The sequence below is a fragment of the Maribacter sp. 2-571 genome, from assembly GCF_050589625.1.
Lineage (GTDB): Bacteria > Bacteroidota > Bacteroidia > Flavobacteriales > Flavobacteriaceae > Pelagihabitans.
Genome location: NZ_JBNGOP010000005.1, coordinates 92111 through 109218, shown reverse-complemented (window position 1 = coordinate 109218; position 17108 = coordinate 92111). Strand labels below are relative to the sequence as shown.

Annotated in this window: 13 protein-coding genes; all 13 read right to left on the bottom strand. The window is 36.1% G+C overall.

Going from position 1 to position 17108, the window contains the following annotated elements:
* Window positions 1-22: 22 nt before the first annotated feature.
* Window positions 23-2464: a GumC family protein gene (locus tag ACRD7P_RS05590; protein WP_430906531.1), complete on the bottom strand. Its 2442-nt coding sequence runs from the start codon at window positions 2462-2464 to the stop codon at window positions 23-25.
* A 205-nt stretch (window positions 2465-2669) separates the two neighbouring features.
* On the bottom strand, window positions 2670-3767 hold the full coding sequence (locus ACRD7P_RS05585; protein WP_430906530.1) for a glycosyltransferase family 4 protein: 1098 nt from the start codon (window positions 3765-3767) through the stop codon (window positions 2670-2672).
* Window positions 3764-5044, bottom strand: coding sequence for a glycosyltransferase family 4 protein (locus ACRD7P_RS05580; RefSeq protein WP_430906529.1), 1281 nt, complete (start codon window positions 5042-5044; stop codon window positions 3764-3766). The genes ACRD7P_RS05585 and ACRD7P_RS05580 overlap by 4 nt, the downstream gene beginning before the upstream one ends.
* 91 nt (window positions 5045-5135) lie before the next feature.
* Window positions 5136-6383, bottom strand: coding sequence for a glycosyltransferase family 4 protein (locus tag ACRD7P_RS05575; RefSeq protein WP_430906528.1), 1248 nt, complete (start codon window positions 6381-6383; stop codon window positions 5136-5138).
* Complete coding sequence (locus ACRD7P_RS05570; protein WP_430906527.1) at window positions 6370-7383, bottom strand: hypothetical protein; 1014 nt, start codon at window positions 7381-7383, stop codon at window positions 6370-6372. The genes ACRD7P_RS05575 and ACRD7P_RS05570 overlap by 14 nt, the downstream gene beginning before the upstream one ends.
* Entirely contained in the window at window positions 7370-8626 is a 1257-nt protein-coding gene (locus tag ACRD7P_RS05565) for a hypothetical protein (RefSeq protein WP_430906526.1), read from the bottom strand. Before ACRD7P_RS05565 ends, ACRD7P_RS05570 begins: the two co-directional genes overlap by 14 nt.
* A gap of 60 nt (window positions 8627-8686) precedes the next feature.
* Window positions 8687-9571: a glycoside hydrolase family 16 protein gene (locus tag ACRD7P_RS05560; RefSeq protein ID WP_430906525.1), complete on the bottom strand. Its 885-nt coding sequence runs from the start codon at window positions 9569-9571 to the stop codon at window positions 8687-8689.
* A 52-nt stretch (window positions 9572-9623) separates the two neighbouring features.
* Window positions 9624-12065 carry a T9SS type B sorting domain-containing protein gene (locus tag ACRD7P_RS05555; protein ID WP_430906524.1) on the bottom strand — a complete coding sequence of 814 codons (2442 nt, stop codon included), beginning with the start codon at window positions 12063-12065 and terminating at the stop codon, window positions 9624-9626.
* 427 nt (window positions 12066-12492) lie between these two features.
* Window positions 12493-13011 carry an acyltransferase gene (locus ACRD7P_RS05550; RefSeq protein WP_430906523.1) on the bottom strand — a complete coding sequence of 173 codons (519 nt, stop codon included), beginning with the start codon at window positions 13009-13011 and terminating at the stop codon, window positions 12493-12495.
* Between the two features lie 4 nt (window positions 13012-13015).
* Complete coding sequence (locus tag ACRD7P_RS05545; RefSeq protein ID WP_430906522.1) at window positions 13016-13795, bottom strand: glycosyltransferase family 2 protein; 780 nt, start codon at window positions 13793-13795, stop codon at window positions 13016-13018.
* Entirely contained in the window at window positions 13761-15014 is a 1254-nt protein-coding gene (locus ACRD7P_RS05540; protein ID WP_430906521.1) for a hypothetical protein, read from the bottom strand. Before ACRD7P_RS05540 ends, ACRD7P_RS05545 begins: the two co-directional genes overlap by 35 nt.
* A 9-nt stretch (window positions 15015-15023) precedes the next feature.
* The gene (locus ACRD7P_RS05535; RefSeq protein ID WP_430906520.1) at window positions 15024-15641 is read right to left on the bottom strand and encodes an acyltransferase; all 618 of its coding nucleotides are present in this window, start codon (window positions 15639-15641) and stop codon (window positions 15024-15026) included.
* Window positions 15642-15690: 49 nt separating this feature from the next.
* On the bottom strand, window positions 15691-17055 hold the full coding sequence (locus tag ACRD7P_RS05530; RefSeq protein WP_430906519.1) for a lipopolysaccharide biosynthesis protein: 1365 nt from the start codon (window positions 17053-17055) through the stop codon (window positions 15691-15693).
* Window positions 17056-17108 lie beyond the last annotated feature (53 nt).

Sequence of the window (17108 nt, the reverse complement as noted above, 5' to 3'; positions counted from 1 at the left end):
AAATCGATTTCCGTATCCTTTATTAAAAAAATCTTGCTTTTATACGTTTCTTAAAAATCTTGAATTCCTGTAAGCTCGCAGCAATAAAACCTTGTGATTTCACCTGTGCCCCATAGTTCTTTAGCCAATGTTTATCCGTTCTGTTTGCTTGATATCCATAGCCATAGCCGTAATTATACCCTTCCCGTCTTCCTTCACCAACGTTATTGATGACATACGCCATGTTAAGGAATTTTTTCGTTTCGTTCAAATTTCGGGAATACTCCAGTAGTTTTTTTTCTGTAAAACCGGCCCGGAGAACAAACAAGGTCAGGTCTGCATGTTTAGAAATCAAAATGGTATCGGTAACCAAAATACTTGGAGCCGTATCTATAATGATATAATCAAATAGTTTTTTAGCCTGGGCAATAAACTCACCAAAACGGTTGCCCGACAACAGTTGTGGCGGATTAGAAGGTATTTGTCCACTAAAGCATACTTTATGAAAAGTTCCTTTTCCGAGGCCCTTGTGAACACATTCGTCAAAATCCAACAATGTAGAATTCAAATAGTCCGAAATTCCAACAGTGCTTTTATCGATATTAAAAAATTTATGCAATTGAGGGTTCCTTAGATCACAACCGACCAATAACACTTTTTTCTTTAAACTGGCATAGGCCAGGGACAAGTTGAGTGCAGTCATCGTTTTGCCTTCTCCGTTAATGGCCGAAGTAACATATACCACTTTTCCTTCTTCCTCGTCTGACACCGACAACTTATGGGTGATGTTGGTCGCCAAAATCCTAAAGGATTCGGCTAAAATGGAACGGTCGCCAGAATTGATAAAAGTATCGCCCTCTTCCAAAAAAGGAATTTCCCCCAATATGGGCATTTCAGGGTTTTGTTTGACCACATCGGCGCGCTCGTGGATTTTGGTGTCGAACCAAAATCGAAAGAACAACACTCCAAAAGGAATCAATAGGCCCAACAATAATGCAGAAGGGTACACCAATATTTTTTTGGGGGACACTGGTTTTAGTCCCGTTAGTCCGTAATCGATCACTTTTATAGAGGGAGCCGTTACGGCATAATTTATGGCTGCTTCTTCCCGTTTTCGCAGTAACAATTTATAAAGTCCTTCTTTAATGTCTTGTTGTCTTTCAATGGCACGTAACATTTTTTCCTTTTCCGGTAATCTTGAAAAGTCGTCCCCGGCATTACTACTTGCCTGACTGTATTGCCCCAAAGAAGTTCTGATTTGCCTTCGGTACACATCCAATGTCTGTAAAATATTTTTTCGCCCATTTTCCAATTGTGTATTGAGTTCCAACAAGGACGGATGACTGCTAGCTACACTTCTACTCAGTTTGGTTCGCTCCAAAGACAACTTATTGTATTCTGTGACCAAGGTATTGATACTACCGTTCTCCAATCCGATATCCGAGGGGAGAAGATTATAGGATGCCTCCTTTAGTATGGTTTGCTTCAGAAGTAATGAAAGGGATAGTTGGGTACGAAGTTTGATTACCTCTTCATCCGCTAAGGACTTTTTCCTTAATGTAAAGGTTACATCCTCATCCAAATAAGAGAGGTCATTCTCTTGTTTAAAATCCTTTTTATTCACTTCAATAGAGTCCAATTGGCCCGATAAATAAATAAACCGTTCATCAATAAAACCCAAAGTTCTTTTAGAAACCAATTGACGATCCAAAATCCCGTCTTTATTAAACCTGTCTATAACCACATTAAGGATATCTTCCGACTTTTCCGGATTTTCACTGACCATCGACAATGATAATATTTCCCCTTTTTTATTTGTGGGCGCAACCGAAAGGGAATTTCGCAAGCCGGCCACAGCTTGTTTTTTGGGCCAAAAAACTATCTCGAAATCCGTATCAAGATATCTGCTTTTGTCAACATCTTTGCGCAGCGATAAGGTGAATGGTAAGCCTTCCATCTGCCCCCCCAATTCGCTGTAGGCAAACTCATATTCGTCGCCCACATTGTCCTCGATCAGTACTTGGGCCGACTCAAAGCTAATTTTGAACTTCAAAGGTTTTTCAATATCATCCCTCATATTGGATTTGGCCACCACAAAAGGAGCCGACCAGATTTCCCTAGTTTTAATAGTACCCACATAATAATAAGAAACATCAAGATCTAGCTCATCTACCACTTGCGCTAACAAACGGTACGACTTTATGACCTCCATTTCGTTTTCCAAACTAATTTTTGAGTACATCGCAAACGGGGACAAGGCGTTGGAAGCAAGGTCCAACTCCTTATTTTCATCAATTATCCTGATTTTTGCAACAGAGGAATATTTTGGGGGAGCATATCTTAAATAAATAAAAGCACAAAATAATGCAAACAACCCGGTAAACGCGAACCAATGCCAGTAATGCAAATATTTGAGTAATGTCGATTTGGAAATCAATGGTTCATTACTGTCATCCGAATCGGAATTAAATGGTGTGACTTTCATGTTAGATGCAATTTTTCGCCAAAAATCGAATTATAGGGAACAAGAAAAATTTGTTGATGGATTAAGTGAAATTTGTATCGGCAATTTAACCAATAATAGCCAATTGAGGCATTTCAAAGGTTTTTTTACGATAACCTGCAATACCAATATGTCACCCGACATATTTATAGCTCTTAGTTCTGAAAAACGGCAATAAGAAACCCTCTTACAAAGAGGAGATAATCTCTAAAAATCGTTTTTCAAAGGTTTCTTTCGTAAACCGTTCTAAATATCGCCTTCTTCCTTCTCTACCCATCTTGGTTCGCTGATCGGAGTCTTTTATCAATTGTGCCAACTTTTCGGATAATTCCTGCGCCGATTGTTTTTCAATCAAAAAACCAGAAACCCCATCCTCCACTATTTCTGGAATACCCCCTTCATCAGTTGATATGACGGGCAGGCCATACTGCATCGCTTCCAAAAGCACTAAAGGAAAGCATTCATTTTTATACATTGTAGGTAAGACAAAAATGTCCGCATTTCTATAGGCCTCTTCTTTTTCAATTCCATACTTGCGCCCATCATAACGCACGTAGTCCTTAACATCATAGTAATCGATAGTATCTCGAAATCGTGGTACTGAAATATCTCCCTCACCGCCAACAAAAACACATTCAAAGTCCAAATTTTTATCTTTTAAAAACTTACAAGCATGTACAAGTACATTGACCCCTTTTGATTTTATCAAATTGGATAGGAACAGAATACTTACAGGCTTTACATTTTCTGTTTTTTGATGGTCGACAGGTGTTGAACTAACCTCTGGAATACCATTTGCACAATAGTGCACTTTTTCCTTCGGAATGTATCTTGCTACATCATCATACAGATATGGCGATAGCAAAATTGCATTGGCGTCTCTAAAGACTTTTTTATAGAACAGGGAATAATACCATTCATTCTGCTTGTTTTTTATGCCTTTATTATGAAAATGAAAAAGAACGGGTACTTTAAATAATTTGACCAAGAACACTACCATCGCATCTTTAAAGAAACCTATTCCCGTAGTGGTCAACGTAAGATAAACCAAATCCGGTTTAAATTTCCTTAATTGTACATAGGATGAAACCAAAATAGAAAAGTACCTTTTTAACTTAAGAAAACCAGTTTTTCCAATTTCATCTACATTAATAGAAGTTCCCAAATTAATATAACGACATTGAAAACTGTTGTTAATCAAAGTACTTTCTTTAATATACTCGCCAACCTTTGCCGCCCCGTGCACCGGTGGCGGGTAATGTAAAATAAAAAGAATTTTTTTCACCCTATATCGCTATTTTGTTGTAACAACCGATTATAAATTTCAATAGTACGGTTGGAATTTGCTAACCTATCATGTCTCTTGGCAGCCACTTTCTTCGATTCTTTTGAAATAGATAAAGCCAAACTATTATCGTTAAACAATTTTTTTAGATTTTCCGCCAGAGCCTTAATATCCTCAAAATTATAGAGCAAACCCGTCTTTTCATGTATCACCATACTAGGTATCCCCCCTACAGCCGTAGCAACACAAGGTACGCCAAGAATCTGAGCCTCCCCCAATGAATTTGGACTGTTCTCTATTATTGATGGACAAACGAACACATGACATTTTAAATACTCTGAAATCATCTGTTTTTCATCTAGTTCTCCTAAAAAAAAAATAGTATCCTGCAAACTGAAACGCCGTATCAGTGATTTAATAATTTTCCCATACCCTGAACGTTTTACCTTGTCATAGAGCGTAGAGGAATCCCTTAAAATATTACGGCCGCCGACTTTAATTCGAATGTTTGGAAATTCCTTCTTTAATAAATCAACGGCACCTAACACCATATGCAGCCCTTTAATTGGGTTTACCGCCTGGCTAATAAATATTGAATGTGTATTAACATCCTCAAGATTCCATTTATTGCTATCATAAAATCCATCACGGAGAGACTCGTTACAGAAATGATAATTTATTTTCTTTTGCCGAGATTGAATATATTCAAAGTCAAATTGTGTACGCCCAATAACATCAGTAGCCAAAGAGAAATATCTATCTTCAATTGTTTTTGCCCATTTCATATAAGCGCGCTTTCCTTTTGAAATACCATCCCTTTGAATTAAATCTCTTATGGTAAGATTCCGCTTTATAGTTCCAGCGTCAATACCGCCCGCATAATTCTCAGCTATAACATTCAAAACGCCCTGAATCGATATGATGTATCTCAATTGTGGAAAATAATGCATCAAACAAAGCCCATAAGCATATTCTGTTCCATGAATATGAACAATATCAGGTTTTACGGCTTTTATGACAGCTTCCCATTTCAGTTTTAACTGTTTATCCAACTCCGTAATCTTACGTTTACTATGAATTAAATAATATGACAACTTACCAGAATCATAATGAAAGTCTGGCATATTCGTCCTGGCCGCAACGACCGTTAGAGAAATCCCACTATCGGATAAGTCTTTTGCCAGAACGTACATCCAGGCACCAACTACAGGTGAAGGACAACCTAACTTAGTTGCTACTTCTGGAAATACAATATTAGTTACCCAAAGTACTTTCATAAAAACTTTATACAGTTATTTTAAAGACAGTTTTATTGATTCGAAATCTTCAAGCTGCTATCTTTAGCTAAGCTATAAATCCTATACAACGCTATTTACCTAGAGAACTAAAATCCGTTAAAGAACTATAAATCTTATTTAACCTCTCGATTTTTATATCCCATTGAAAATCCCTCGCACGGATTATCGCTTCTTTAGCCATTAACTGCCTTAGGGACTCGTTATTATAAAGCTTGGATAAGCCAGCGTTAATGTCCTCTGCGGCTTGCTTAGGCCTGTCAACAGAAATTTTGATACCGCATTTGTCATTAACTACGTAGGCAAAGCCACAGTGATCAAGACAAATAATAGGAAGCCCATATGAAAGTGCCTCTAGAGTTACCGTTGCCGTAAGGTCGCTTATACTGGTGATAACAAAAACATGCCCTTTACTAAAGATGTCGATAGCCTTTTTGTAATCAAGCCAGCCGTACCAAATACAATTAGACGACAAACCTAATTTTTCGGCAATTCTTTTCCATTTTTTGGTCATCTCTCCGGTACCAAGAATATGTAGTTCAAATTTATAGTCTCCGAGAGAAAGAGCCTTCAATAATAAAGGTAAATTTTTCCTAGGAGTATGCAAACCACTCCAAATAATTTTTAAAGGTTCATCATTCGTTCTATTTTGAGGCACTATCAAATCGGTAGAATACTGTCCAACTTCGCACAGAATCTCAGCTTTTCTCCTCCATAATTTATTAATAATCTTTGCACCGTTGGGGCTTGCGGCGAGCAATATACTTTTTTCATGTGCCGCCGCCATTTTCGGTCGAATGCTAAAACGCTTTTGCCAACTATTTATAATATTTCTTGCCGAATAGAACACCATTCCTTTGAATCCCAAACCAGGAAGAAAACGCCAAGGAGAATTCTCTAATCCGCCTATTGGCCCCCAAACAAAAGGTTTGTCAATTCTCCAAAGATACCCTGGCTCCCTATATCCAACCATTGTAAGTTGGTGAATTAAATCAAAGTTCTCCCTGTCATCCAACTCAAGAGCTAACCGATAGGCTTTCTTCTGCCATGCACGATAGAACCAATAATACGATGGAGGCCAAATTTTGCGAAGGAATTTACCCCTCCTTTTTTCTATGAAATAGAATTTAATATTTTCACATTTTTTCGGATTCGCTTTTATAAAATTGGCTATAGCGGTCTCCCACTTCCTCTTTTCCACAATTACGGAAACCTCATGATTCTTACCGAGACCATTAACAAAGTTCCATCCCACCCCCGGCTCAGATCCTTGGTCAGGACTACAGGCATAGGCAGAGACAAGTATCTTAAGTTTTTTCAATCTTCATAGACTTTAAAAGAGACAACTCAAAATCATAAATTTTATTCGCCTCTAATTTATTTCCAATCTCCTTTAATAAGAACACTATAAATAAAATATCGAATTCCGCTAGCCCTACTGCTTTGGACACCGATTTTATTAAAGAAGCCCCAGTCTTTCCCTTTAATAACATTTCAACTTGCACATGATATTTAATTTCGTCCATGTGCTGAAGCCCCACCTCTTCAAAGTACTCAAAATCAAAAGGTTTAACTCCATCTTTTGTCTGTATGAGATTCCAAGGGGCAAAATCCCCGTGCTCGTGAACTACATAATAGTACTTTTTTGAAGAAACAATTGCATCATTTAATAGTACAACAAATTCATTTTGGTCATAATCAAGTAATCGTTTTTTGATATCCAAAACTCGCGGGTGATCAATTAACGGAAAAGACCTTTCCGTTTTAAAATATGTCAAAACTTCTTTATAATCATCCTTTGAAACAGTCCCTATTTTACCTTCAAGGTTTCTGAGAATTATAAACGGGACTCCCTTATAGTTATCATCCAGAAGTATCTTTTGAACAACATTTTTCTTAGATAAAATATTCAACCCTGAACGCTCGTTTAAGAGTCTTTTTGTTCCGATTGAAGTAATTGGGTATTTGAGATATCCGACAATACCGTTATGGTCTTGTAATTGTACTACAAACTTGTCTTTTTCCGTCGCAATGTATACCGAACTTATCAAGCTCGTATTCAGCGCTTTCTCAATAAAACGAATGAAGCTAGATTTTTTCGTTTTGATTGTAGGAAGAAAATATTTTGCTAACGTATTACAATAAACACATAAAAACTGTAACGTAGCTTTCAAAAACTTGGCCTTTGGTGAAAAAGGATTGTACAAATTGAAAGCAACCTTAGCTATTTTTGAATCATCAATTGATAAAAAAACTCTTGGTCGAGATTTGGTCGGCAAGCATATCAAATTCTCCGATGCCAAGAAGTCAGTAACGTTCATGCATTTTGTTCATTAAGATTTGTTTTACCTCTAAGATGATATCACTTGGTGGCCTATTCACATCGATATGCAAATACCTTTTTTCATCTACCAAGGAATCGTATTCTATAATCTGCCGTTTTAATTCATTCAAGGTCACTTCTTTTTTTCTTTCGTGAATTCGTTCGGCATTTCCTGTCAAAACAAAAAACACATTCGGTTTTGGGATAAGATAACGAACAAATCTTGCAAAAAATCCGGTAACACCCAATCGATATCGTTTTGGATCAACCAATAAATCATCATAATACCTATCAAAGACAACTAAAGACGACTGGATTTTTAGTCTTAAAACATTTTTCAACCATCCCATATTGTATTGAATAAGGAATGCAGAAATTTTAACCAAAGAAATTAACATGGAATAAGGAACTTTTCCCTGGGGGTCAGATACTATTTTGGTGCTTTCTTTTTGAGGAAAAGGTTTCAAATGAAAATAATCACTTCTTCGGAAGGGTATTGTTTCCCGGGAAAGGCCATCTATAATCGTTGATTTACCAGAACCATCTGGTCCCAAAAAAGAAACTACGAAACCCGTAGGCCTAAAGATTCTTTTTAAAATTCGAAATCCATTTTCAAACGTAAATATTCGAGTATTCCTGGTATTATTAACAAAATCTAATTTTAAGCTTGCAACATTTTTATGAGGAAAAGAAAAATCTCCTTCTATAAAAGCCATTTTTAAACGCTTACTTTCCTTTTCAAAAAACCTCACTAAATATTCGGAACACTGGTCTGGTTCTCTATCAAATAATTCTTTCAGATATAAAAACACCTCCTCTGACAATTTACCTTTGTCTACTTTTTTTACTAAATATTGAATAAATTCTTGTGATGGTTCTAAAATGCTAATCCCCTCTAGTTTTCTATGAGTAGCAAATACAGAAGTCTCTTTTAATATTAGAATATTTTGCCTGGATACCTCTCCATAAAAATCAAGGTTTAAGATATCATCATTTTTAAAATCATAAATAAATATATTTTTGGCAAGTACTTTTTGATGATAGATCTGTACGATTTTATAATCCGTTTTATTGCAAAAACCCTCAACAATTTCTTCTACATGTTCAAAGTCTTTTTTTTTAAGAAGAATATCATAGTCTGAATCACCGTCGTCAAGATTATCAATAATACTTTGATACCCATTGGTAATCCTATACGGCACATTATTGTCTAAAAGGTAATCTAGAAAAACTCTAATCATATTTTATACAAAACACTAGACCATTTAAATAAGGTTTTAAAAAGACGAGTTTTAATTTTGTTATTTAGCGTGATACACCCTTACATAATCCACCTCCATAAAAGTAGGGAATATTGTGTCATCTACTCCTTCTGCTCCTCCAAACTCTCCTCCAACCGCTATATCCATACCGTAATAAAAAGGCTCTGAAAATGGCCAATTATCCCTATCGGGGTTTTCCGGCCTATTAAATGTAAAAGTAACATTATCTATGGAGTCCAAGTAAAACTTCAAGTATTCATGAGTCCATAGAACTCCGTAGACATGGAAATTTTCTTCAGCGCTCTCCAAAGTAACGGGGGGTGACGTACTGGCACTTCCTTGTCCTCTATAATTTTCGGCAGTATTCGCAGTAGAAGAATATTCCTCTGGTACATGACTTAAGTATTTCATGAACGTAATTTCACCACAATCGGGGTATCCTATGGTATTTATGTTATTCCCAAGCATCCAAAGCTTTACCCAAAGTCCATTGCCGTTTTGGGATGGCATTTTAGCTCGAATTTCAAGCCTACCGTATTTGAAGGCAAACTTACTATTCAGGCGTGCCGAGGTGTAGTCTCCTGCCTTTTGGCCTTCACCAATTTTCTTCACATTAATTTTCATTGTACCTCCGCCCACTTCAACATTATCAGAGGTATAACTTTGTAATTCAGTGTTGAAAACACCATCAAAAAACTCTTCTGTCAACCAGTTTTCTTTAGATAATTCACTTCCGTCAAACTCATCTCTCCAAACAATTTCGGTGTTATCCCAGTAGTCTATTGCATTGACGTCGGCAGATTCGACAGAATTATCTACTATCTGTATTTTTTCCTTTTCATTTTCGGAATCATCAGATTTGTTACACGACGCAAAAACCAACATCAGTGGAACAATAAAAATTATGAAGTTCTTTTTTTTCATTTTTAATTTTTTTTTTAAGTTCTTCTAAGACGTAATAAAGCCACTAATCAAGTTATCGTTTTAAACTAAAATGTCCAGTAACACTCTGCCCATTAAATGAGACAGCCCTATACCAATAATCCGAGGGTGGTAATTCTTTGCCATTAAATACCCCATTCCATCCTATTGACAAAGGGTCTATCTTTACTATCAACTGTCCGTATCGATTAAAAACATAAATTACTTCAAAATCAACCTCTCCACTCACTGGGGGAATAAATTGCCAATAATCATTAATACCGTCCCCGTTGGGAGTAAAAAAATCCATGAACCCCCCTTTAGCATCCTCTTCAATTTCAATAGTTTGTTCGGTAATACCACAACCCTGTTTATCTCTTACAAAAATAGTTATAAACCCCGCCGATAGACCTTCGAAAACATTTGAATCGCGAAAACCGGAATCATCAATGGCGTATTCGTAATCCCCTTCTCCTGTCACTTGTATTTGAACAGTTTTTTCATTACCGATACCAGTAACTATAACATCACTAATTGACGCGGTGCCTGACAATCGCACAACAAAATCAGTAAGACCGTAACAAGTTGAAACGACACCATTTATAGTGGTACTTAGGCCCACCTCAAGAGTGTAATTTCCCGGCTCCGTGATTTCAGCGTTTATGGTTTGAGAAACAATCTCCTCTTCACCGTCTTCAAATTTTTCCCATTGATAAAAATCGTAGCCCAAAGGACCTTCTAAACTTAACGGGATATCATTCTGACATAAAACTTGATCTTCCAAATCTATAAGAGGAGGGCTGTTGACAATTATAGTTAACTCGCCGTTATTCTGGCATCCAGCGTCATTGGTAACCCTATAAAAGATAGTTTGTTCAAAGGGATTTGTTATAGTGTACTCTGATGGGGTTTCAATTTCAATTTCGTTATTCAAGTCCTCCTGATTATTATAATATGTAAAAGTGAAATCTTCATTCTCTTGACTGGTCAAGTCAAGTAATGTAATTCCGTCGGAAGGATCATCATCGGTATCACAAAAAACCCAAGTATTCAAATTAATCTCTGGAGCATTCTGAATTTCAACCACTATTTCTCCTGTAATGGGGCAGGCTTCAGCACCCGGCTTGGTAATTGTGACGGTATAAAGTCCAGCATCTACAACCTGTGCCGAGGAAACTTGAAAAAAATTACCAGTAGGGTTGTTTAATACGATTCCATCTTTTCTCCAAACATAAGTCGCTCCGGGTATAGGTTGTGCTTCTAATAGCAAAGTACTTTCGACACATACTTGTAGTCTATCCTCGACAATAACATCTTCTTCCTCCGTTAACTCTATCGATGTGAAAAAAGACTGAACAAAAGGGGGAAGGCCCTGAACCCCAACATTACCATTCAAAGATACTGCGTTATGTTCGTAATCACAGGCCAAACCAGCTACATCTGGATTATTAATAACTCCTAAAAAAGGTCTTCCAGTTTCAAAATTATCTGAAAGTGTCCTATATATTTTCCCATTGGGGCCTAATTGCAGCGCACCGCGAAATATGTCCCTATCCTCTATTATTATTTGTGAGGCGGAAACGTCGGCAGCGCCAGTATCGTATTGAAGTAATGAAGATGTTTGCAAATCGAACGCGTCCCGATTATTGGCAGAATGTACGTATAAATATCTACTACTCGGAGAAAACTCAACGCCATATGAATCAGTGTTGGGGCCAGCATTTATTATTAGTTCTACTTGATTGGAAACAATGCCTGAAGTACTATCAAAGTCATACAAAAAAAGACCATCATCAGCATTAGCAGCGGCCAATTTCGTTCCATCGGGCGATAGCTTCATATAACCTCTATCATCCAAAATTGTTATCGAATTAAATGTACTGGTGACCGGAACGTTTGATATTCCAGAAGCGTTTATTTCAAAAGCGTGATACGTATTATAGGGTCTTGAATTTCCGTCTTCTGAAGAAAAAGCAATTACCCAAATAGATTCCCCTGCACAATCACTCGTGACAGCGGTAAGTTTTTCTGAACAATCTCCCAGTAAATTGATGTTTTTTTCAATAACCGCACCATTACCGTTGTTAAAAGACATATCAACAATCGAATAGTTTAGTCCGCTATCTGTATTAATCCCGGTAAATGCATCAGCAGTCACAATATAATACAGATTGTCACTTCCTGGTCTCGGCACTATGATTGCGGATTGAGTACTACCAACATTTCCGAAAAGACCCGTGCCATTTTGCATAATGTCATGAGTGCGATCATAGACCGTAGTACCCTCCGTGTAAAACAACAAATCCCCTTCACTACTAGAAATCGAGGCACAACCCTCTAGAGAGTTGAGAGCACCATCGTTTAAAGCCTCAACACTACCATCTGGATTAAATCTTATTCCCGCACCTTCTCCAAAATACCAATTATTGGATTCTCCTTGCGCAAAAAACAATAAAGGGATGGAAAAGAAGACCCATAATAGCAATCTTATTTTCATAGCGTGTTCTAACTTTGCTAAGATATTTTAAAAAACCTTTTTTATTGTCGAAGTTCACGTCCAAAGAACAAAATACTCGTTAAAATCCGTGTACTTGAATAATTATACGGAAACATAACAACTGACAACTTAAAAACACTACTATCCGAACTATTCTATTTCCAAAATATAGAATACAAGAATTAAATGTGATCTTACTAAAAAAAATCTCTGTCCAAACAAAAATTTCCTCAAAAGACGTACAATTTAAATCATAGGATTAGAGTAACCCAAGGGAAGACTTGTATGTTAATACATAACATACCGAATCAATAATTTCGGAGAATTCAAAGCACGTTCACAACAAAAGCTATCACTAATAATAATTTAAAAACAACTCCTTTCATATTCCGAGGAGCCTTTTACTAATGTTATCATTGTAATAATGTTACACCCTATTTTTAATAAATCTTGCTGGCACCCCGCCGATTACAGAGTTCGGCCCAAACGATTTAGTCACCACCGCGCCTGATCCTATTATAGACCCTTCCCCTATTTCAACACCAGGTAAAATTACTACTCGTGTACCTATCCACACATTATCATTAATGACTACGGCTTTTTCCAATGACGGGTGACTTGGGTCTATCATTGGTTTTGAGTTGTCCGAAATATCGTGTGTAACTGCCATGATAACAACATCGGGGCCCATCATCACATACTTCCCCAGTGTAACAGGACCACTGATTCTAGCATTTTGACCCAGTTGTGAAAAATCCCCAACCCTTAACTTACTTCCATTGCCAAAGTAGCATCGATTTTTTACGATAACATTATCTCCACACTTCAAAAGTAGTTTCTTACATAAAAGGTACCTAATTTTATAGAAAATCTTGTAACCTGGAATGGGTTGCATCGGCAAATATTGAGCAAACAAATAATAAATTAATAAATAAACCTTTTTCATTTACCTATCTTATCTTAAGTTTACCAATAACAACTCTTAACGTTCGCAAAGCAACCGAAAACAAATTGCGAAATACGTTGAACCCAGCATTTTTCCTAGCCAGATACCCTTCAAGAATAGCATTTTTAAAATTCATTGTACCACTAATTCCATCCAGTCTATAATTCACAAAACACTTCTCTATATAACAAAAAACTTCAGGATGCTTGAGAAAATTATGAAGGACGAATTCATAATCGGACAAGGCCCTTAAGCTTACATTGTATTTAATAGTCTTATAAATATCGGCGTGCACAAACATGGAGGGGTGATTGTAAGTCATTCCATAGTAAAGAAATTTAAACTTTGAAGTTTCAAAAACTTTAGCTCTTTTAGATCCATTTGGCAGGACGTCGAATCGATCTCCATGAAAAATTTTCTTTTCAGGATTCCTGCGATATTCTTCCACAACCAACTGAACTGCATTTGTTTCATACCAATCATCACTGTTAATCATTCCAACAATCTCGCCTTTTGCCATCGAAATGCCTTTATTCATAGCATCGTAAAGTCCCTTATCCGGTTCGCTAATCCACCTTGAAATAAAATCCTCATTTTGTTTGATTATAGAAAGGGTACGATCAGTTGACCCACCATCTACAATTATATATTCCAAATTTGGATATGTCTGTTCTTTCACACTGTCAATAGTTTGTAAAAGGTACTTTTCGCCATTAAAAACTACAGTGATAATACTAACAAGAGGCGTTTTATTCATTTGGTAAAGCTCTTCTTTGTTTGCCATTAATTAAATCCCATATATCCTGATTATTTGCCTCTCTAATTCTTTGCGAGAGACATACACCAACAAAAAACCATATGGCAAAGTTATAGGTATTATAAATAATAATATTTTCTATAAACATTAGTATTGAATGAATCAACAAGATAAAACCAGAACCAATCACAAATAGGTTGTTAGATTTAAAAAAAGCCAAGAAAATAGCAGTTATCAACATCGACATATGTAATAAAACACCAACAAATCCACTTTTAAGCAAAATACTCAAAACACCGACCTCCACATTTATACGCATACTCGAATCTCCTTCAAAAGAAGCAAAATAAGGGCTGTAGTACTTACCTGTTGCTCCCTTTCCAATTAAAAATCGCTCGTTCACCATAAGGTCCTCAAAAAGTTCAACGTAAAGAAATGTTCTGGTATCCGTACTTAGGTTATCGTCTGTTGTACCTGAGAGGTATTTTTCGAAAGGGCTAACGCCAGTTTTGACTCCTTCTTGTAATAAATACAACGGAACCAATAAGAAAAGAAAAAAAACAATAAGTGGAAGTTTTAATTGAAACCTAGAAAAAAGAAAAACTCCAAAAAACAAACAACCAATTAATAAAACCTCTCGTATAATCATAGTGCGTACTCCGGAAATCAAAGCTATATACATAAGTAATGCCCCCGAAATCAAAATCAAAATAATTCGCTTTGGTTTTTGAAAAGGTATCAGCGTTGTCAAAAAAGCAACCGGTAACAGTAATAAAAGTAAAACCCGTAGATTATTCTCTTCCAATAATACCCCACCAATAATAAAAAACACTAGGGATATTGGTATTCCTAATTTTAACAACTTATTAAAATACCCTATGATCAACTTTATGTTGGCTGCCCTAGTCCCGAAAACTATGGCAAAAGGCACTAATAGAGCAAGAGAGGTATAGGTATTTCCAAGTATAGTAGTAATGGTTTCATCCTTTCCAATGACACTTCTAGCTATGGCAGTTAAGTTCCATCCAATCAATACTAAAAAATTCAAAAAAACCAATAGTGGAAAATCCCTTCTTAACTTCCTTAAGCTTTTGGAAAATACCAAAATACCAGCTAACAGAGAAATCCATACTAGGCAGGAAATAATCAATTTTGTAATTGATACTCCTTGAGGGGAAAAAATAATAAAGGCCAACTCGTATACAAGTAGTGAAATCAAAGAGATATTAAAGAGTCTTTTATCCAAAAAAAAAAATTAAAGATTTCTTATTTTTTTAGCTGGATTTCCAGCCCATATTTCGTTTTTTGGTATATCTCTAGTAACAATTGAACCGGCCCCTACGATACTGTTATCCCCTATACGTACCCCTTTCAATATGGTTGTATGGCCACCGATAAAAACATTATCGCCGATATGAACGGATTTTGTTTTAGTATTCTTCCTGTCGGTAGGACCGTCAAGCCTATGGGCCGGGTTTAAGCTATGAAAATTGGTGTCATAGATAATTACATTACCGCCTATGTTCACATTATCGCCAATGATGATACTTTCATGACAAACGATTCCGATACTACTAACTCCTACCTTTTGGCCAATTTCCAGTCTTCCCCTTTTACCGACTATAAAACTACATCTATTAAACCTTCCTATAGGATTTGATGACTCCCTATTATGCATTCTGAAGTTCTTTCCAATCTTAAACACCCCACCGATACCAACATTAATTTTTGGAACACCATATGTTTTGAACCCCTTAAACTCTACGCCGTTCATGTAAAAAAGCAAGTACGAAATACACCAATCATAAGGTTGTAAAACCTTACTAGAAGCAAATTTCAGTCCCTTCAAAAAATAAATCAAAAATAACTGCATATTCTTCTTTATTAATAACCATTTAATAGAACTATAATGAACGACAAAATTACCGATTCCAAATTCCGGTAGCTTTTTGATTAACTAGTTTTTTATATTGTATCGGAAACAATACAAGATTTGGCAATGTTCCTAAAAAAGTTGCGAAAATCACACCTTCAGTACCCATATCAAAATGTTTCACTAGTATTATGGATAAGGGAATATTAATTAAGGCCGCAAAAGCAGTGGCATACATTTGAATTTTAATTTTTCCAATTCCATTTAAAAAAAAAGTGTACGGTACAAACAACACCATTAAACCAAAGTAGCTCGCCATAAAAAGCGTTAGCTTAATCGGTACTTCGACCTTGTAATCAGAAAGCAATCCATAAGCAATTGAAGAAAAGAATATTAGTATTACTATTAATCCAACTACCAACAATGAAAATTTTTGCAACATTCCCATCGATTTTTTAATCCACCCAAGTTCTCCTTTGGCATATGCATCCGTGATACTTGACCAAAAAGGGGTAAAGGTCATTGTACATAGCATTAGTGAAATTCCGATATACTTGTATGCTAAATTGTAGGGAACAACATCTTTGGGACCAAACAATTGTGTAATAATAAAATTATCAGTGGTATTTAAGACTACTACAGATAATTGAATTATAAAAAAAGTAAGCCCTAAACCAAAAATATCTTTAAAAAACACTTTTTTCCAATACTTCGTTCTTGGGGTGAATTCTCGATAACGTCCTGAAAAAGCATAAACATTAAAAATCAAAAACACCAAAACTGGCAGCAATGAAAATACAATTCCAAAAAGCAACAATGAACTTTTAGAGGTCATGGTCAAAAACCATATCACTACCAACGAACTAAATGCCGTAATAAAATTAATTTTCCCCGAAATAGAGTGATTTTGATCTGCCAAATAAATAGAAGCAACGAGTTTGACAATCAACTGTAGGCTAAAGCATCCAAAGACTATCGGCATCAATAAACGAAGTTCTTCTTCAAGGGCAAATTCAGTATTAAACACCTCAGTCCAATTTATGAAATAACCGAACAGTAAGGATAAAAAGAAAAAGACAAAACATATTGATCCTATCGTGTAATAAGCGGTACTCACATAACCCTTTGCCGATTCAATGTCGTCCTTCGCCCTGGCTTCGGCATATTTATTCCTAAGGCCATTACCTAATCCGACATCAAAAAAAGAAAACCAAGAAATAAAGGAACTTATAGTCAACCATATACCATAGTTTTCGGTATCTAAATATGAGATGGTAAGGGGAATTAGTAGAAAGGTGGCAATTACATGCCCCCCTTTGTAGATAAAAGAAAGCAAAACATGCTTAGTAACATTTTTAGTCCTACTACTCTTTACTCCGAGAATCGCTAATATTTTAGCTACTAGTTTATTCAAGAATAACTTTTAAAATGTCATGAGCAATAAGCATTTTAGGAATGGTACTTTAT